Source organism: Aurantibacter sp. UH7 (assembly GCF_056839165.1).
Genome location: NZ_CM166388.1, coordinates 1,625,717 through 1,645,850 on the forward strand (window position 1 = coordinate 1,625,717; position 20,134 = coordinate 1,645,850).

Consider the following 20,134-nt stretch of genomic DNA (forward strand, 5'->3'; position numbering starts at 1 on the left):
AGTACTACTTCGATTGTATCAATCCTTGGTAACGCCCCATCCAATAAGGCAAAAGCCAATATACAGGTTCTTTCTCTTGACTAGGGTTTCCTACTACAGCTTCGTAAATATTATTATCCCAACGAATGGCTCGCGATTCACTTGGAGGGCGTAATGCCACCTGTATTTCTTCTAAAATAGGTTCCCTTACTATTCTTAAATCTTCACGTTTACCATTATCAATATCCCAATCAACTAAATCCAATGGCGCATCTTTTAAAAATTCAATGGAAGCTTCAAGCTCATCACTACCACCTGCAAGGTAATTATAGGTGAAATTAACTAGCGGGCTTTTTGTTTTCCTATTCTTTTCAAACCATTGATTGAAAAGGTTTTCATACTCTTTTTTAAACTCTGGATTATCCTCATACTGTATTAACGGAGGATATACATATAATGCCATATAAATATCGAAATAGGTTTCCCATGCAGGGTTAGTAGTATTCAACATTTTTGCATTTTCAAGATACCCATCCTCATTAATCAATTTTAAATATTCATTTTGATATTTTTCATCCTTTGTTATGTGATATGTAAATTTTAAGAAGGAAAGTAATTCAAGTGAATTCAATGCTTTTTCGGGTGCCCAATCTGGATTATGGTTTAAAATTTGAGGTGACCATACGCCCCATTTTGTATGTTTACCATCTACTCCTACCAAGTTAAAATCATTGGCAATCAAATGATCCATAATTTTGCTAAAGTGATCAGCTACACGTTCTTTTTCTTTATTATCTGCCACTAAGTTATAGTAACTGTAGTAGCCAAAGAGATGTCCACATAGTTCATCACTACTTGTATCTCCTTTCCATTTCCACTTTCCATCTTTAGAAATGTGCCACCGTTTTTCTACAGGTTTTTGCCGCGGATCTTTTATAATTTCTTCAGCCAATTCCCGATTTGTATATGTTCGGTCCATGTCGTGAGATTTCTCCCAAGAAACTGGTATAATCGTTCGTGCAAAGAACCCATCAATTTCAGTCACTTCACGTAAATAGTGTAGAAAATCGAATGCCTTTTTTGCTCTTTCTTTCGCTTGTGGATTTTTCGTAGCTGCATATCGGAATGATTCCATAGCTAAATACATAGCAGTATATTCACCATCGTTATCATCATCTTCGGGCAAAATGGAAGTCGTATCCCCAGGAATTGTAAGCTTAGACCTTGCAACAATCCAAGGTTCTCGTACGTGACGAGGTATCAATTTATTATAGAAAAAATCCGCTTTTGTCTTAAGCGTCATATGTTTTTTCTTAATAGCACTCACTCCATTTGCGGTTGCTATCCATGCATTTCCATCAACATCAAAAGCTATATCACGTACCTCATCGTTCATTAACCAACGCCTACTTAACCGTACGGAATACTCCTTTTTTCCTGGTTTAAATCTTGAAATACCATAATCCGTACCAACCCACATAATACCATCTGGGGCTTTAGTTACCACATTAACATTAGCATTCGGCAGACCATCTTTTGGCAACTTTTCACCGACTTTTTTAGAGGTATTCCGAATGGCAACGCCTCCTAAACCACCAACCCATAACTTGCCTTCATCATCAAAATCAGCCCCCTTTACATAAGTGCTTACTAAATCATCATTCTTCTGATAAACCGTTGTTTCTTGATTATTACAATGATACAGTCCAACATCCGTTCCTATCCACAAACCTCCATTATTATCAGATAAAGCCACACGTATACTTCTAGCAATATCATAATCTTTTTTATGCCAAACTTCTTTGTCATAAAACCATGTGCCATGTGGCCCCAAGGCATACACCCCTTCTTTAGCACAAACAATTTTAGCAATTGGTGCTTTAGGCCCTTCCATTTTTTTTAATTCACCAAGATTATAAGTGTAAACCGAATTCCATGTAGCCATCCAAACGGTTCCAAAAGAATCTATAGCAACATCATATGCCGGACCTTGATTTTCATTCACAATTAAGGGTTGCCAATCTTTTGATGTTCCATTTTTGTGATAAACTCCATCTTTAGTAGCGACCCAAATATTTCCATTTAAATCTGGAGCCACTGCCCTAATATCATTTGCATCCCGACTACCTGCATCTATCAAAAAACCTTCATGATATTCTTGTTCAAAAGGTACATCTACATAAACTAATTTGTCTTCAATGTCGCTTTCAACGAGTTTATTTTCCGCTTGCTTACATGATAAAACAACAAGTAATATTAGTATGATTGAATTTTTCATGCTTTAGGTGATATTTATACCTTCAAAAAAGCTACTGATACAACCTTGAGTAAATAAGAAAAATAGTAAAACCAAACCTGCATAAATGTAGTGCAGAGGTTTATTTTCTATTTAAAAAAGGTGGCAAAAACACCTCAAAAAGGTATATCTCAAAGCCACTATTTTATTATCTAAATCCTATTCAGGTTTCACAAAGTCCTTTTTCAATCGTAATGGGCTATCAGGTACTTTATTAATTAAAGTCTTTTTTCCATTTTTCTTAATGATTTCAAAGGCGTCGTATAGCGTACCGATGGGTGTATACGCTCCATAGGTTATAGTGTCTTCTGATACCGTTATTATTTGAAACAGTTGTGTGTACTCACCTCTTCTTACCATCCACTCCTGATCTTGCGATTCGTACATTTTTGGGCCACTTACTGAAACGGCATATACTGTGCCTGCATTTTTCACCACTGTTAAACCTTTACCCTCGTTTTCCGGGAAGCCCCTTGCATATGTATGATCGTGGCCCTGTAGAACCAAATCCACTTTATACTTATCTATCAAAGGTTTTATGGCTTCTCTCAACTCCCAATTATCTCTACCTTCTTTAGTAGAATAAACTGGATAATGCGTGGTAATGGTCGTCCATTTTTTAGTATTTGATTGTAAAACTGAATCAAGCCATTTTACCTGAGCAGTTCGCGCATCCATACTTTCATCAAAACCTTCACTATCTATAGATATCAATTTCATATCTTGATAATCGATAACAAAACACGTTTCTTTCAACGCTTCACTTGGTCCATTTTCTGGCAAAGTAAAAGATGGTCTCCATAAAGAAGTTAATACTCCATCTCTGTATTCATGGTTCCCTGGCGTCATTACACTTGGCACCGTAGCATGAATAAAACTACCTGCATGAAACCACTCTCCCCATTCTAAGTTGGCATCTCTATCGTTAATTAAATCACCTGCATGTAGCATAAAATCTACCTGAGGAAATTGTCGATATGAATTTCTAATTACACGAGACCAGAGTGATTTTACATTGTTTTGAGCATCTCCAAAATAAATAAAACTAAATGGCTCTTCACCACCAGTTCGAGCAGTTGTAATTTGAAACCATTCACTCCAATACCCATTATCTTTCTCACCGTTACCTACGCGGTATATATACGTAGTATTTGGCTGTAAATCTTTCACCAAAGCAGAATGATACGTAGCTTTTACAAGGGGTTCATTTCTATTTTGATTTTCAAATATTTGTGAATCAGCAGTAATTTTTCGAACATCGCGCAATAAAAATTCAGGACCGTCTGTAGCCAAAGCCACCTCTACAATTCCTATTTTAATTTGTTGATCTGTGCGCCAATTCACAGCAAAAGTATGAGAAGGGTCTTCAGTAAGATTCGATATTATGCGATCTGGAGTACTCGATGGAAATATTAATTTATGTGCTGGTATAGAGTCATGCGTTGTATAATGTGAATGACTATGCGTTACACCATTTGAATGATTATGTTGGGCTTGCATTGTTAAACAACACAAAAACATTATTGAAAAAACTATAGTACCTTTTGTTATCCTCATCATCAAATTATTAACTATTCAAAACTATTTTACATCCTGGCGAAAACCAATATTCACATTTCAACATATCGATAAATGTTCATATCAATATTTATATTCTAACACGAGAGCTTTTCGCATTACTTTCATGTAATTTTTCGATTACAATCATATTATTTATTGCATCACTCAATTTAGCTGGCGATTCTCTTTTTTCAAGAATTGCAAGTGAAAAAGCATCTGCTTGTAATGTATATTGGTCGCATATTTCAAATTCAATTTCCGTTGTTACTTCATCCTTAGTTACCCAAATTTTTGATTTAATATCATTAGACGGGTTAAATGGAAGCTCAAATTTGATACTTCCTTTGGTGCCAAATAATTGAGCTTGTTGTGTATAATCTAACTGCGTAGCACAGAAAAATGTAGAAGTCCCTTTTTCAAACTCAAGAATACCATTTGCCAAAATATCTACTTCATATTCTGGATGATATTCAATGGATGCCAAAACACTTTTAGGCTCTGCTTTAAACAATAATCTTGAAATTGAAATGGAATAACAGCCAATATCCATTAAACTACCACCACCAAAAGATTTATTATTAGTAATACTTTGAGCATCATCATCAAAAAAAGAAAAAGAAGATTGTATTGTTTTTAAAACACCTATTTCTCCGGAGTCAATTAATTCTTTGGCTTTAATCCATTGTGGGTGAAACTTATACATAAAAGCTTCGCCAATATTAAGTTTCGGATGTTTTTTGGCTTCATCTAATAAACCCTTTGCCGATACACTACTTAATGCAATTGGCTTTTCTACAAGTACATGTTTACCCGCCAATATTGCCTTTTTAGCCCATTCTACATGCAAATGATTTGGTAGTGGAATATAAACTGCCTCAATTTCAGAATCATTTAGTAGTTCTTGATAATCATCATAAAACTTTGCAATGCCAAATTCTTCAGCGGTTGTTTCGGCCTTTTTTAAATTTCTGGAAGCTACAGCTAAGACATTACAATATCTTCCCTTTAGCATAGCCGGTATCACCTGTTCTCTGGCAATTGCAGCAGTACTTAAAACTCCCCATTGAATTTTTCTTTCCATCGAACAAATACTATTTTAGATACTCTTTTTTTGCTTATTCAAAATAACAAAAACAAAGGCAAGAAATAATAACCCTACAGTTGCCACTGCACCCACTATTATAGGGTCAAGAGTACATTCTAGCCAAGCATATTCGGGCGACATTTCTCTTAAAAAAGTACCCCAAATAATTATTATAATGCTAAAAATTACAGAAGTAATACCTTGTGTTCGCGATATTTTTACGTTGAAAAGGGCTAGTAAGAATAGACCCAAAATACCTCCTCCGAAAATACCTGAAATCTGCCACCAAATGTCAAGGGCGCTTTCAGCATTAATTAATAAAAGTGCAAAGGCAATGCCAAGAACACCCCAAATAATAGTAATCAATCGCAGAAAACCGATACTACTTTTTTCAGAAGCATTAGGTCTAAAATACTTTTTAAAATAATCTAGGTACAAAACTGTAGCAGATGAATTCAACGCAGAATCTACAGTACTCATAGAAGCTGCAAGTATTGCTGCAATAATCAATCCTTTAAGACCTGTAGGAAGTTCAGTTGCAATGAAAAACGGAAAAACCTCATCTCCCTTTACTATTGATGGATCAAGTACGTGTCCCGAACCAGAATAGAATGCAAACATTGCCGTACCGATATAAAGAAAAATAGCTGTTAGCGGTAAATAAATAAGCATAGCTATCCATACCGATTTTTTTGCTTTCTTCTCAGTAGCCACAGCACTATACTTTTGCGTGTAATTTTGATCAGCCATGAGGTTTCTAATATTCTCAGTAACCCCATAAATAATCATCACCCAAATAGTTCTACTACTTAATGAAAATGATGTGTCACCTAAACTAAATTTATTTTCATCAAAAGCTTTTTGAATCAAATATTCTGGATCTGCAAATACTTCTGTAGTCAAAATATAGGCGCTAAAAAGGAGTCCACCTATCATTATAATTGACTGCATTACATCTGTCCAAATAACTGCCTCCATACCACCCATTAAGGTATAGGCAATGGTCATGACGCCAATTATTAATATTAAAGTACTAATATCAACATTAACAAAAGAAGTAAGTAAAAGCGAAGAAAGATAAAGTATGACAGCAGTTCTACCAATCATAAAAAGCACAAAGGATAATGAAGCGTATACCCTACCCCAATCACCAATTTTATCTTCTAAATACTTATAGACCGATATTATTTTGTGCTTTCTATAATGCGGAATTACATATTTGGTAACAAACCATGCAACTGGTAATGCAGTAAGCGCGAAAATCAAGGGATGCCAATTCTGGTCAAAAGCTTTGCCTGGAACTGCTATATATGAAATACTACTTGTATAGGCGCTCATAACTGCAATTCCAGCAGCCCAAGCAGGGATACCCCTTCCCGCGACCATGAACTCTTCAGAAGTTTTGGTTTTTCTTAAAAAATAAATACCCATTCCGATCATCAACAAACCGTAAATAATCAAAATGGCAATATCTAGTACTTCTAATTGGTAGTTCATTTTATTTTATGATTCTGCCATAAATTCTTTTTCAAAGTTTTCTATATGACATTTTACTTTTTCTCTTTCCGGATTATTAAATCTATGTAAAGGCATCGCCATGTAATCTCCACAAATACCTTTTACAGCCAATGCACATTTAATTCCTTTAGTTACTCTCGAAGGTGTTGTACCTACGTTGTAAACTGTTTTATCAAGCTGAGTTATTTGTTTATGTAACTCCTCAATTTTAGCTTCGTCTTTAGCAACCGAGGCATTATACAATTCTACAAACAATTTAGGAAATACATTTGCTCCTCCGGCAACGGCACCGTCACCGCCTCGTTTTATTGTTGCTGGCAAATAACCTTCAGATCCTGCGATAACAGAAAACTCGGGTGACTCTTTAAAAGCTTCAATTAAACTATATAAATATTCCAAATCTCCAGAACTATCTTTAACACCCAATGCTCCTAATTCTTTGCCTTTTTTAACCGTTTCTAAAGAAAGGTTCATTTTGGTACAACTAGGCATATTATAAAGCAAAAAAGGTAAAGCTAATTCAGGTATTAAGGTATTCAAATATTCATCCATTTCACCATCAGAAATTGGAAAATAATATGGTGGCGCAATAACCACAGCATCAGCACCTGACGCTTTTGAATGTGCTGCAATCTCCACGGAACCATCAAAAGAGGTATCAGTAATACCAACTAAAACCGGCACTCTTTTGTTTATATATTCACAAGACTTTGTTATTAGTTCTTTGCGAATAGTCATGCTTAAACTTGGACCCTCTCCATTAGTGCCAAGAATAAAAATACCATGTACTCCACCAGATATTAAATGTTCAATTAAATTTTCTAAACCTTTGTAGTCTAATTTGTAATCCTCTGTCAGAGGCGTTACCATTGGAGGGATAATACCTCTCAAGTTTAAAGTCATATCGCTTACTTAATTCAAGCAAAGTAAATTTAATTAGTTCCAATACGCCACTATTATTTTACATAAATCTTATGTTATTTTAACCTAAAAAGTCCAAAAAATTTAGTATTATTGATAATAAGAGTTAATATACTTAGATATGGAATTTGTTTGTGAAAAAATATTTGTACCTAATAATCATTCTTTTATATCACGTAAATTACCCCTTTCTTCTAATGCAAGAATACACTCGCATAAAAACTTTGAGCTTAATTATATAAGCTCAGGGGTGGGCAGAAGAATTGTTGGTGATAATATATCTGGATTTGAAAAAGGAGACCTCGTTCTTTTAGGGCCAAATTTACCACATTGCTGGGAACTTCTTGATAATGAGAACGATGAGGAATCAACATGCATTGTTACTCACTTTTCGGAAAACATCATTGATTCTGACTTCTTTCAAATGCCAGAACTCGAAAAAGTGGTAGAACTTCTTAAATTATCTAATAGAGGTATACGTTTTAAAGTTGAAGATGATTCTGAGATAAAGGAAATCCTAGAAACTATGTCGAAGAGTAATGGTCTTGAATATTATATCGGTTTACTTAAAATTTTCAACAATTTAATAAAAGTTGAAGAAAGAGATCGATTGTCAAATCCAATTGATCGTTCATCTGTTTTTTCTAAAAACATCGACAAAGTGAATAAAGTATATGAATATGTTTTTCAAAATATTCAAGAAGGAATTAAACTTGAAGAAGCTTCTGCAGTTTTAAATATGGCACCAAGTTCTTTCTGTAGATTCTTTAAAAAGAAAACTGGGCATACATTTATGGAGTACGTAAAAAATGTGCGTGTAGGAATTGCCGCTAAATTACTTGCTGAAACCGACAAACAGATTACGCAGATTTGTTTTGAAAGTGGATATAATAACCTAGCAAATTTCAATCATTATTTTAAGGCGAATATGGGCAAAACACCTTCCGATTATCGCAAAAACTTTAGGTAATCTAATCTTAAATAACCTTGTTTACTTTAACGATTTAACTATCCTATTTCAAAACGGTTATGACTACCCTGCAATTCTGCATTAAAACTAACTGCAACTACTGATAGTATTGCTAACAGCACTAATATTGCAATCAAATAAACTAGCCATTTTTTTGTAGCTAATTGAGCTGTTGTTTTTGTGACATCCTTTATTTCGTTGTTTTTTGCTAAAAAATAAATCAAAATAATATTCAGGACATACAAATGATGGTTCAATCCTAATTTTCCAGCAAAAAGACCAGTTACCACGTAGCTCATTAATGCGTAACTACCCAAATAAGTAAAGAAAAATAGTGCAACATCTTTCTTCTTATAATTATTATCATTGAATTTTCTGAATAATATAATAGCAACAATTAATAATACTATGGCGGCAAAAACGGTACTTGTATAGGCAACTTGCTCAAGGTTTTGAATATCTCCTAAACGTTTCAATAAATGTTCATATGCTAGAGATTCTCGATAAACAATAAGTGGTATAAAAATAAGTAAAACAAATAGGGCTACTCTATTAACCCAATTCTTAGGTTTTACTTCTTCATCAATAGGCCATTTAGAAGAGAACACACCATATGCCATACCCAGTCCACCAAAAAATCCAATACTGTATTCCATAACATTCCACATGTTAAATGGTATTTCAAATACATTTCCAGTAACATGCAAAAAGTTTCCAAAACCAAAACCAAGACCTCCCCCTAGTGCAGAAAACACTGCCACTCTAATAGCAGAATTACGATTTGTTCGTGCCATGTGTAAAAGCATAGCCAAACCTGCTCCAAAGACAAACGCCCATGCTTCTGATCTTGGGGGTGTCATTTTAAAACCAATTTGTTCTATTAAGAAAAAATAGGTTAGCAATCCACCGGCTACCATTTCGGAAACTAATGCCCCCCAATTAACTTTATTCTTTTTAGTTGAATCAAGAACAAGGCCAACCAAACCTCCACCAAGCAGTCCAAACAAAGATCCAATTACAAAAAGCATACTTAAACCATAGTAGACATTAATAAAATTATCCGCTCTTCCATAGCCAACTACTATACCGTAACTTATCATTCCTCCTGCGCCCCATCCAATAGCCGACGCTAGCGCTACAATTGGCATTTTAGCATACCAATCTTTTCTATTGGACACCAAAACCAAAGCTAATGCACCAATGGCCCCAGCCCAAGCAGCACCTTGTTCATGCCCAAATTGACCTCTAATTGCCCAAGCAGTTGCTAAAGCCATACCGACTATTAATAAACTTATCCCTTGTTTTTTAATATTCATTTGTTGTGATTTTTAAAATGTAATAGTATAATTTCCATTGTCATAATTGACTTTTGTAACTATACTTAATTTCTTCTGTTTTTGATCAAAACTCCAAGATTCGTGGTCCAACTCTTGCCCATCTAAAACTATTTTTTTAGGAGAGTACGAAGAATGAATCTTTAAAATATGAGCTACTTTATCTCCACTAACTTTTATTTTTAATTCCATTTTCTTTTCTTGATATGAAATACTAGTTTGCCCTTTAGTCTGTGGGTGATAATATATAAATGAATTATCAGTCTTAGGGAAAATTAAGATGGTTAGAAAACCTTCAGAAGTTCGATTTCCAAAACCCGTATACTCACGTTTTATATCTAATGGAATTATAGCGCCCTCTTTTACAAATACCGGAAACTCGTCCAAAGGAAATTCCTTTTCTAAAAAAATTGGCCCATCAATTAAATCTTTATCATCAAAAAAATACCTCCAACTGCCTACTGGCAATGAAACTTCTCTTTTCTTATCATCTTTATAAATAGGGGCAATTAGAAAATCATCGCCAAACATATAATGATATTTTCCTTTTTTTAAAGGAGTTTGTAATCGCCTTCCTCCTTCATGAGCTGTAACTACATAATGGTACATATAGGGCACCAGTTCTGTATGCAGCCAAGAGAATTTTCGAATAACTTCCAATTCTAGTTCACTTCGTTTCCATAGTCTACGTTCTCCATGACCACCATTTAAAAACAATCCACAAAAGGTTGAAAATTGCGCCCAACGTATATATAATTTTGGTGGAATAGTATTCCCTGAAAATCCAGCGACATCCGAACCAATAATATTATATCCTAAATCAGCACTTTCAAGGATATTCTCAATGGCAGATTCAAATCCTTGGATACCGTCAAGAGCTATGTCTACTTTTTCTTCGCCTTCAGAAATCATTTCATCAGTAATCCATTTATGCTCTTGATCCCCCACCCAATTTACGGGCGATGCGTCTATTGGTGCGAAACCTTCTGGGTGATACCCTCTATCAATAGACCTAGACAAGGTTATAAACTCAGGATTCTGAGTTAACCCGTGATGGTATTCGTCTCGGTAATAATGGTCCATATATGTACGCGCTGACATTAAGCCTTCCGCCGTATTTTTGTAAAAAAAAGGAATCCCTCCAATATCACTCCAGAAAAGAGTCGCAGTACCATCAAGCTTCCAACCGTCGACACCTAAATCAAATATGTTTTGTTGCATATCCCTCCACCATTGCATCGCTTCCGGATTGCTATAATCTATAAACCCTCCTTTTCCCTTCCACCAAGTATTCGCAGTTTTAGATTTAGCTAAAAAGCCTTTTTCCATGGCTTTATTATACCATGATGAATCGTTTTTAATTCTAGCATCTTTACTAAAACTATCAACCATAGAGGTCATCCAAAGTACAACTCGATACCCATCATTTTCTAAATTCTTAAACCAAGTTACCGGCTTCTTGTAAAGTAGGGTGTCCACTTGAAAATCGTTATATCGAAGTGACCAAGGGCTGTCTAATAATATCGTTCTAACAGGAATGTCATGTTCTCGATATCCCGCCAATAATTCATCTACAAATTCAGAATTATTCACATCATCTTCCCAAAGCCAACATTCTAATGCCCAAGCAGGTGTTAATGGTGGGTTTCCATGTCTTTGAGAATTAAAAGGTATTCCCCAAATTGGAAGAAGCCAATAAAAATACGCCACTATAAATAACACAACTATTGACCAAAGTGTTCCCTTGAGAATTTTCTTCTTCATCAGACTTATTTAATTTTTTTTTGTCTGAAAAGTCGCAAATACCCAACTAAAAAAGTATAAGACAGTAGTATAAAACCTATTGGTCCCAGTAAGAAACTATATTCTTTAAATACTTTGCTATACCCAATAACCGCCTCACCTCTAAAAAAATAATTTATCGCTAAGGCAATCATAAAACCAGCACTTATGAAAGCTACTATTAACAGGCTTTTGTTCTTATAAAGAGCCTGATATTTTATTCGAAAAAATTGAAAGATATACAACCAAACAATCCATGAAATTACCTGCCATATATTTAAAGTTCTAAAATAGTTCACTACTGTTTTAAAAGGTCTTAAGACTAAATTAGTTTTTGAATAAAATGGACGGTCCTTATATAGCAAAACTTTTAACTTCTCTTGTGATCCACTTTTTAGAATAGACAGTATTGCTTGTTCTTTTGTACTTACATCTAGATTACTCCAATTCTTAATTTCAAATGCATTATACAATGAACATGCCCTGCCATAGCCATGAAAATCTAACCCTCCCACCATAGTAAGTTTATTGTTTACACAAAACTTTTTTATCTCCTCAAAGGTTTCTCTTTCATAATATAGATCAGTTCCTGAATTTTCAATTTCAAAGCCATCTGCACCAAGGTCTAAGTAAAATTCTTTTCCTTTTCCTTTCCCATCAAACCAATGATTAATAATTACCGCTCCTCCGTATTTATGAACTGAATCTATAACAGCCTTATCGGTCATCCCTTTGGTTTCAAACTTACCATTTAACCCTAGTAAACTCATATGGTTAGTGCCTGAAAATTCTTGCCCTACCATGACCAAAGGTTGATCTAAATCTTTTTCTTTATTCTGATTTGAAACAAACTCTAAACTCTTTTTATGGTTTGCATGATCGGTAATAAAAAAAGCATCGAACCCATTTCGTTTATGCCATTTCAACATGCTTTTTTGAGAAATTAATCCATCATGACTATACTCGGTATGTGCATGTGTTGTAACCAAAATTGAATCTTTCGAATTGTTTACGATTGTATTATTTGGCAATGGAATAAAAAGAACTAATACAAAAATTGCGAAGCAAATGCCTAATATAATTGGTAAGTTTACAATCTTCTTTATAATTGTTTTTCTGCGATTACCTTCGTTGGATATAAGTGCCTTTAGACTAAATATTATATACGCAATAACCAACCACATTAAAGCAAAAGGCAATTCTTCTAAAACATAAAGAGATCTATTAATATAAAGTAATGGACCTAAAATTGGCTCAAAAAATATACGCCAAAACGCTCTTTTAACTTCAAAATCCGCCTCTAACTGTAAAGTTAATGCATTCTCAAAATGAATAGGATAATGAAAAACTGTAGCTAATAAAATGATAAACAAAATCACGAGTACAACAAAAAACTTTTGCATTCTGATTTTAGTCATTGCTCCAATTTATTTCGTAATTATTTGATAAGGCTCTCTTTAAGCTTTAATAGTTTTGCTTTTATAATATCGTGCTGTTCATTAGTGAGATTTTGCAAGGGCACGGCCATATAATCATTACAAATACCCATTATTCCCAATGAGCCTTTTATAGCCTTTATACTACTAGTCGGCGTACTATTTACATGATAAATATTTTCATCTATAGCTAGCACTCTTTTTCTAAATTCAATAATAGAAAATTCATTCTTATCCACACATGCCTCATATAAATCAACAAACGTTCTAGGACTGAAATTTGCTCCACCAGCAACTGCTCCATGTGCTCCTCTTGCCATGGCTTCAGAAATAAAAAGTTCATTACCAACGATTATTGAGAATTCTGGGTCATTTTTAAACGCTTCAATAATTTCGTAAAAAGATTCCATATCACCTGAGCTATCTTTCACTCCTATGGCCCCTAACTCCCTTGCTTTTTTAACTATATCTACACCTAAATGAAGCTTTGTACAACTAGGAATATTATATAAAAGAAAAGGCAATGATAATTGCGGAACTAAAACAGATAAATACTCCATCATTTCTTCCTCCGTAATTGGAAAATAATAGGGTGGCGCCACTACAAGTACATCTGCTCCAGCTTCTTTGGAATAATTTGCTATATCTAAAGTAGCTTCCAAAGAGGTATCTGTAATACCAATTAAAACAGGAACTCTACCATTAATAATCTCACAAGCTTCTGAAATTAATTGTTTTCTTATTCTATAACTTAAACTCGGGCCTTCACCATTTGTACCTAATAAAAAAATTCCATGAACACCACCCTCAATAAGATGTTCGATTAAACTTTTTAGACCAATACTGTCTAGCTCTCTATTTTCTAATAGAGGGGTAATCATAGGTGGTATGATCCCTTTTAATGGCAATTTCATAATTAACTATTAGTGTTTAAACAAATTAAGTGCACAATAAAAACTTATGCCACTACTATGTTGAAGTAATCCTATAGAATATTACCCATTCTTATAAAAATCCAATTTTCTAATTCGAAAATCAATGATTAAAACTTTAAATAGTTTACAAATAAAAAGGAGGTTTTACATATGTGAAACCTCCTTAAATTGAACTAGCTTTAATCAAGTTCGCTTGGTTATAATTTATTAATAAGGCTTATTTGTGCCTTGTAAAAGCCACATTTTAGACCATGCACTATTGTTTGTTGCATCATCCCCTTTAAAAGCTGTGGTTTCTAATTTGCCAATTGCTGCATCAGCATTAACTGCATTATTATCTATTTCATCTATATGGTAGTAAAAACGTAATGGTAGGGCAGGTCTCTTAGCGGCAGCACCTGCTTGCAAATTAGGTATACCCGTTCTCCTATAATCGAACCAAGATTCAGCAGCAGCAGACCAACTTGCAATCCATTTTTGCTTTAATATATCTTCAGGTGCAGAATAAGCCGCAGGTCCAGTTATATAAGCGTCATACGCATCACCTACACCCCATGCAGTTAAAGACTGTTTAATCGCTTCGTTATAATAACCTGCTACTCCACCAGTTGCCCAACCTTTTGTTGCTGCTTCTGCTTTTATAAAATTAACTTCTGCAGCAGACATTAAACGCGCTTGAAGTAAATCGCCACTAGCTTCTTTGTATATATCGTTTAATTGAGAGACATGTAGATTAAGCGCCCCTTGGTTAAGATTTTCACTTAAATTATAGGCAATACCGAAGGTCATACCTGTAGGCAAACCTATATACTCTTTATCATAATCAACAGGGAAGCCTACCACGTCTTCGTATGCATCCACTATATCTTGTGAAACATGTCGTTCACCATCTTCTACATAATCGGTTCCATCTGGAGCTCCTGCATCTAATACTAATGGAATATCAATTTTATTTGCCCATACACCTAAACGAGGATCATTTAATGTTTGCAATTCATTTACCAATGTAGCTCCCATTTTTATTCTAAAATATGAACCCTGTGAATCTGAATCAAACTTTGTGCTTGTAGGCCAAGAGTCAGTACTAGTATTACCTATATAAGCCATATTTGCATCATCAGCTGCATCTGTAATCAACGGGTATAATTGTGAATTTGACAACAGTTTTTTTATACCCTGTTCTGCCCATGCTGGTTCTTTAACAGATAAACGCATGTAATATCTTAAAGCTAATGAATTAGCAAATTTTCTCCATTTTGCAACATCACCGCCATACAAAATATCCTGATCAGCTTGTATACTAAAATATGAACCTTGGTCTTTAGAAAGTAATGAATTAGCAGTTTCAAGGTCTAACAAAATACCTTCGTAAATTGATCTTTGATCATCAAATACTGCATCAAAAAACTCAACACCTTCATTACCGCGTAGCGCCTCAAAGTAAGGTGCATCTCCCCATAAATCGGTAATTAATCCAAATAGAAAAGATTTCATTACTAATCCAGCCCCTTGGTGAAATTCAAGTTGATCAGCTTCTGCTTTTTCAATCATGTTCTTATTGTTAGTTAAGAGCGTATAATAACTATTCCAACTATGAGAATCATTACTCCAATCATAAGCATTGTGACCACTAGACCAACCATCTTTTTGAGTATGTTGCATTACTCCTGCGATGTCGCCAAAGCCTAAACCTACCACTGCCTTTCCTGCGCCGTTAATTACAGTTGGCAAAAGCAAATTGGGATCTACATTTTCTGAGCCAATTTTATTTGGGTTTTCGTTCAAATCTTCTAGCCCGTGACAAGAGACCAAAAGAATAAAACCTATAACCAAAAGGGCTATTTTGTTGATATTAGCATTGTTCATAGCGATGTCAGTTTAAATATTATTAAAATGTAACTCCAATTTTAATTCCAATAGGAACTAACCATGGGTCAACATTATATCTTTCTATACCTTGTTTAAATTGAGTTCCTCTATTACCAGAACTTGTTTCTGCTTGAAAAGCACGTTCTGGGTCAATTCCGAATTCTGAATCTTTAGTCCATAACATAATGTTTCTACTATAAACGGAAACACTCAAATTATCTATAGCAGTTTTTTCTATAAACTTGGTTGGTAAATCATAAGACAATGATATCTCACGTAATTTCACATAATCGGCATCGAACATATGTGGAGTTCCAAAATCCCACGGGTTAGCAACTGAAAATGGAATAAAGGCAGTACCTGCTTCACCTAAATTTTCAGATTCTAATATAAAGTTGCCATTTTCATCATGTGTGCCAACTACCCCTGCGTTAAATATTCCGTCATAAACAACACTACCACCTAAGTCTTGAGCGAATCCACCGTTACTTGGCGGACCACCAATTGATAAGAAATTTTCCCCATAAATTAATAAATCTGCATTATCTAAAACCCATTGCTTAAGTTCTGGTCCTGTCTCAGAAATACCAGGGTTTACAAGGTTGTTCAATATCTGTTGGCCATAGCCATCTTCAACCATATATCTACTAGTCTGTGACATATACTGTCCACCAGAACGCCAATCAAAGGTTAAGTTCAACGAAAGGTTTTTGTATGATAAAGTTGTTTGTAAACCCATTACAAAGTCAGGATTGTAATTACCAACTTTTACACGCTCATCTTGTGCTAACCACTCTGCATCTTCTCCAGATCCTAATAATGGATAATTATAGTATGGTGAATTTACATCAGTAACTCTTTTTATTAAAGGTGAATAAATATTTCCTACTAAACCATCTTCTCCAGTTGCTGCATTTGCAACATAACCCCTAGAAACACTCTTGTTTTCACTCCAGAATTCTATATAATCCACTCCATCTGATAATTCTAAAATAGTAGATTCATTGGTTGTATAATTTAAATTTACATCCCAATTAAAATTTTCTGTTCTAACAGGAGTAAAACCAAGCGAAAGTTCAAGACCTTTACTTTCCAACACACCAGCATTAATACTAACACTATTGTAACCTGATGATCCAGGAATAGGAATATTTGGAACAATTTGATTTCTATTTTCAACAGTGTAATAAGTACCCTCGAAACGAAGTCGGTTCGAAAACATATTTAAATCAATACCTATCTCTTGAGAAGTTGCTTCTTCTGGCTCAAGACTTGGTGTATTTAAACCACTTTGACCGCTATATAACACAGCATTATCCCATTGACCATTATTATTAAAATACGAACTTAATTGATATGGACTAGTGTCATTACCAACTTTTGCCCATCCTGCTCTTACCTTTAGTAAATCTACTTTTGGAATATTAACTAATTCACTTACCAATAAACTTAATGAAGCCGATGGGTAGAAATAAGAACGATTATCTACTGGCAATGTGCTCGACCAATCATTCCTAGCGGTTACATCTAAATATAATAAGTCTTTAAACCCAAAATTTGCTAAACCATAAACACTATTAATACCTCTTTCTGTTGCATAACTAGAATAGTTTAAAGCTGCTGGTGCAATATTATCTACAGTAAATAAATTTGGCACAATGAGTCCTGCTCTAGAAGCTGCAGAATTAATTAAGCCAGTATTCTTTTGATACATTAAATTTCCACCTGCAGATATCGTCATATCAAAATCACCTAAATCCTTATTATAACTAGCTAATAAATCAATATTAGTTTCCATTCCATCGGTTTTTGCTATACCGTATGTACCATTATTAGATTCACGATTATAGCCAGGAGCCATTTTGGTTTCTTGTGTTTGATTGAAACTATTTAAATTATAACTAGTTCGAATATTAAATGATGGAGAAACCTTCCAATCTAAAGCAAAATTACCGTAGACTCTAAATCTAGAAAAGCTATTGTTAACCTCATTAGCTAAAAACCATGGGTTCGAATAATCACTTGAAAAATTATATATATCAGTCCCCGGTAATTTATAATCCTTTACATCTAAGATATTAACATTCGCAGGTACACTATATGCTGCTTGTAGCGGATTAGTACCTCTATTGGATGCTGGTCTATTATCGGCATAACCATGCACAACATTTACGTTTGTACTAGCTTCAAGTTTATCACTAAACCTAGATGACGCAGAAACAGAAAAACTATTTCTTTTGAAATCGGAATTAGGAATAATACCCGTATTATCCAACGCAGTAACTCCAACACGATAATTAAGAGCTTCTGTACTATTGGTTATTGATATACTGTTTGTAGTAGTAATACCCCTTTGTACAAATTCCTTCACATTATCAGGATATGATTTTAATTCTATTGGGATTGGAGTTCCATTGGCATCTAAAGGCGAGTTCCATTGTACGGCATAATACCCCTTATCTAATTCAGGTCCGCCGTTACCACCAGCAGGAATAACATCAGGAAGAATATAGCTACCTCCTTCAGATTTCGGTGAAAAAGAAAAATATCCATTTGCAAATTGTGATTGTGTATCTAAGTAGCGATAAGGAACATCAAAAACAGTATTGGAGGTAAAATTCACCTTCATTTTTTCTTTATCCTTTGCTTTTTTAGTGGTAATTAAAACAACTCCATTACCAGCTCTAGACCCATAAAGTGCTGCAGCACTAGGTCCTTTTAAGATACTTACATTCTCAATACTTTGAGGGTCTAAATCAGAAATTGCATTACCATAATCAACAGGATTACGATCTCCAAAACCTCCTATATTATTTAAGGTATTCGCTATAGGCACACCATCTACAACAAATAAAGGTTGGTTATCCGAACTCAGCGAAATAGCACCTCTTATCACCATACTTACAGAAGACCCCGCTCCACCAGTGTTATTAAGAGTAACCCCTGCAACCTTCCCAGAAAGTGAATTCAACACATTTTCCTGAGCTACACGCGTTAATTCTTCAGCTGCAACATTTTCAACAGAATAACCTAAAGATTTTTCTTCTCTTTTAATACCAAGGGCAGTAACTACAACTTCATCTAAGGCTTGCGCATCTTCATTCATAACTACATCAATAGTAGTTCTTCCAGCCACATTAATTTCTTGTGCTTCAAAACCTATATATGAAAATACTAGGGTACTGTTCACATCAGGAATATCAATTTTATAATTACCATCAAAATCAGCAGAGGTACCATTAGTTGTTCCTTTTATTAAAATGGTAACCCCCGGTAATGGCATACCATCTGCAGCGGAAGTAACAGATCCTGTAACTGTTTGAGCACTTACATAGGAACTAAATAAAAGAAACAGAACAAAAGATAAACAAGCCGAATATCGAGCGACATTATTTTGGAAGTGATTATGCGTGTCCATATTTAATTTTGTATTTGTTATCATTTTTTGATTGATTCGGTAGTTTAAAAATTATTTGACCACTTCAAAGGTCAAAATAACTGCATTGGTATTTATGCCAATAAAATCTTGCGATGCAGCTAAAAACATTACCAATCGCATTGTGTTATCTGTTAATTCTTGTATGATTACTTTTTGCTGAAAATCTTTTAGACCAATAAATGCTTCACCAGTGAAATCTATTGTACTAACGCCGTTATAGGTTAACATTCCACCGGGACCATACACCGAAGAGACGGTCATATTTTCACTTTCTTTATAAGTAAACGTAGCAGCTTCTGGAGTAAACATACCAGTACACAATCCAAAATCGGCACCTCCATCATTTACAATTCCCGCTCCTCCAGTGGTTACAAATTGATAAAGCAGACCACTGAAAACAGCACCATCAGCTTTCACATCTTGCGTATAATTTCCATCAAAATAAAAGGTAAATTCATCTTCATATACTTCACCCATACCCAAACCGGCTCCAAAAATTCCTGCTGGTAAAGGATTAGGTGCTCCATCAAATGCAGATAGATCTGCATCGGCATTCGCAAAATAATCTCCCTCAGAATGAGCGCTTGATAATTTCCATGTTTTACCCGATTCTGCAGTTGCTCCACCTGTTAGTAATACGTAAGGTGTAATATCAATTGCCAATTCTACTTGCTTTACTAATGTAGCACCTGTTTCATCGGCAGCCGTCAATACAGCAGTGTAATAACCACCTTCTGTATAAGTATGAATAGGGTTTTTCTGATTACTTGTACTACCATCACCAAAATCCCAACTCCAACTTGAAGCGTTATTTGTTATTCCTTGAAAAGCAACCGCTTTTCCATTAACACTATGAAAAATGTCTGCTGTAAAAGGTATGATTCCCGGATTGGAATCGTCGTCAGAACTGCAGGAAGATAGAATGAGCAAGAAGCAAACTAACGATCCTAAAAGTACTTTTGCATTTGATATATTCATAACAGGTTCTATTTTAAAGCGGTGTAAAACTGA

Annotated in this window: 13 protein-coding genes; 1 reads left to right on the forward strand and 12 read right to left on the reverse strand. The window is 34.7% G+C overall.

From position 1 onward, the window contains the following. Window positions 1-4 precede the first annotated feature (4 nt). The 5 genes from UH7x_RS06965 to UH7x_RS06985 form a co-directional block, all read right to left on the reverse strand. Entirely contained in the window at window positions 5-2,257 is a 2,253-nt protein-coding gene (locus UH7x_RS06965; RefSeq protein ID WP_482362999.1) for a ligand-binding sensor domain-containing protein, read from the reverse strand. A gap of 177 nt (window positions 2,258-2,434) precedes the next feature. Continuing rightward, complete coding sequence (locus UH7x_RS06970) at window positions 2,435-3,775, reverse strand: purple acid phosphatase family protein (protein WP_482363000.1); 1,341 nt, start codon at window positions 3,773-3,775, stop codon at window positions 2,435-2,437. A 148-nt stretch (window positions 3,776-3,923) separates the two neighbouring features. Then, the gene (locus UH7x_RS06975) at window positions 3,924-4,916 is read right to left on the reverse strand and encodes a Gfo/Idh/MocA family protein (protein WP_482363001.1); all 993 of its coding nucleotides are present in this window, start codon (window positions 4,914-4,916) and stop codon (window positions 3,924-3,926) included. Between the two features lie 15 nt (window positions 4,917-4,931). Then, window positions 4,932-6,416 carry a sodium:solute symporter family transporter gene (locus UH7x_RS06980; protein WP_482363002.1) on the reverse strand — a complete coding sequence of 495 codons (1,485 nt, stop codon included), beginning with the start codon at window positions 6,414-6,416 and terminating at the stop codon, window positions 4,932-4,934. 6 nt (window positions 6,417-6,422) lie between these two features. Beyond that, window positions 6,423-7,340 carry a dihydrodipicolinate synthase family protein gene (locus UH7x_RS06985; RefSeq protein ID WP_482363003.1) on the reverse strand — a complete coding sequence of 306 codons (918 nt, stop codon included), beginning with the start codon at window positions 7,338-7,340 and terminating at the stop codon, window positions 6,423-6,425. A 139-nt stretch (window positions 7,341-7,479) separates the two neighbouring features. Here UH7x_RS06985 and UH7x_RS06990 point away from each other — a divergent pair, with 139 nt between their 5' ends. Then, a complete protein-coding gene (locus UH7x_RS06990; protein ID WP_482363004.1) occupies window positions 7,480-8,328 on the forward strand; it encodes an AraC family transcriptional regulator in 849 nt (282 codons plus the stop codon). Between the two features lie 38 nt (window positions 8,329-8,366). Here the strand turns inward: UH7x_RS06990 and UH7x_RS06995 are convergent, their stop codons facing one another. From UH7x_RS06995 to UH7x_RS07025, 7 genes are all read right to left on the reverse strand, one after another. After that, window positions 8,367-9,644: a hypothetical protein gene (locus UH7x_RS06995; protein ID WP_482363005.1), complete on the reverse strand. Its 1,278-nt coding sequence runs from the start codon at window positions 9,642-9,644 to the stop codon at window positions 8,367-8,369. 12 nt (window positions 9,645-9,656) lie between these two features. Further along, on the reverse strand, window positions 9,657-11,426 hold the full coding sequence (locus UH7x_RS07000; RefSeq protein WP_482363006.1) for a TIM-barrel domain-containing protein: 1,770 nt from the start codon (window positions 11,424-11,426) through the stop codon (window positions 9,657-9,659). A 5-nt stretch (window positions 11,427-11,431) separates the two neighbouring features. Beyond that, entirely contained in the window at window positions 11,432-12,862 is a 1,431-nt protein-coding gene (locus UH7x_RS07005) for a PHP domain-containing protein (RefSeq protein ID WP_482363007.1), read from the reverse strand. Window positions 12,863-12,882: 20 nt separating this feature from the next. Further along, window positions 12,883-13,794, reverse strand: coding sequence for a dihydrodipicolinate synthase family protein (locus tag UH7x_RS07010; RefSeq protein WP_482363008.1), 912 nt, complete (start codon window positions 13,792-13,794; stop codon window positions 12,883-12,885). A gap of 228 nt (window positions 13,795-14,022) precedes the next feature. After that, the gene (locus tag UH7x_RS07015; protein ID WP_482363009.1) at window positions 14,023-15,681 is read right to left on the reverse strand and encodes a SusD/RagB family nutrient-binding outer membrane lipoprotein; all 1,659 of its coding nucleotides are present in this window, start codon (window positions 15,679-15,681) and stop codon (window positions 14,023-14,025) included. Window positions 15,682-15,703: 22 nt separating this feature from the next. Beyond that, the gene (locus tag UH7x_RS07020; RefSeq protein WP_482363010.1) at window positions 15,704-19,126 is read right to left on the reverse strand and encodes a SusC/RagA family TonB-linked outer membrane protein; all 3,423 of its coding nucleotides are present in this window, start codon (window positions 19,124-19,126) and stop codon (window positions 15,704-15,706) included. Window positions 19,127-19,153: 27 nt separating this feature from the next. Further along, window positions 19,154-20,101, reverse strand: a complete 948-nt coding sequence (locus tag UH7x_RS07025; protein ID WP_482363011.1) for a PKD domain-containing protein — start codon at window positions 20,099-20,101, stop codon at window positions 19,154-19,156. Window positions 20,102-20,134 lie beyond the last annotated feature (33 nt).

Coding starts and splice junctions, on each gene's coding strand:
- UH7x_RS07025 (WP_482363011.1), bottom strand. CDS start 20,101: ATGAATATATCAAATGCAAAAGTACTTTTAGGATCGTTAGTTTGCTTC.
- UH7x_RS07015 (WP_482363009.1), bottom strand. CDS start 15,681: ATGAACAATGCTAATATCAACAAAATAGCCCTTTTGGTTATAGGTTTT.
- UH7x_RS07005 (WP_482363007.1), bottom strand. CDS start 12,862: ATGACTAAAATCAGAATGCAAAAGTTTTTTGTTGTACTCGTGATTTTG.
- UH7x_RS07000 (WP_482363006.1), bottom strand. CDS start 11,426: ATGAAGAAGAAAATTCTCAAGGGAACACTTTGGTCAATAGTTGTGTTA.
- UH7x_RS06985 (WP_482363003.1), bottom strand. CDS start 7,340: ATGACTTTAAACTTGAGAGGTATTATCCCTCCAATGGTAACGCCTCTG.
- UH7x_RS07010 (WP_482363008.1), bottom strand. CDS start 13,794: ATGAAATTGCCATTAAAAGGGATCATACCACCTATGATTACCCCTCTA.
- UH7x_RS07020 (WP_482363010.1), bottom strand. CDS start 19,126: ATGATAACAAATACAAAATTAAATATGGACACGCATAATCACTTCCAA.
- UH7x_RS06990 (WP_482363004.1), top strand. CDS start 7,480: ATGGAATTTGTTTGTGAAAAAATATTTGTACCTAATAATCATTCTTTT.
- UH7x_RS06995 (WP_482363005.1), bottom strand. CDS start 9,644: ATGAATATTAAAAAACAAGGGATAAGTTTATTAATAGTCGGTATGGCT.
- UH7x_RS06980 (WP_482363002.1), bottom strand. CDS start 6,416: ATGAACTACCAATTAGAAGTACTAGATATTGCCATTTTGATTATTTAC.
- UH7x_RS06975 (WP_482363001.1), bottom strand. CDS start 4,916: ATGGAAAGAAAAATTCAATGGGGAGTTTTAAGTACTGCTGCAATTGCC.
- UH7x_RS06970 (WP_482363000.1), bottom strand. CDS start 3,775: ATGCAAGCCCAACATAATCATTCAAATGGTGTAACGCATAGTCATTCA.
- UH7x_RS06965 (WP_482362999.1), bottom strand. CDS start 2,257: ATGAAAAATTCAATCATACTAATATTACTTGTTGTTTTATCATGTAAG.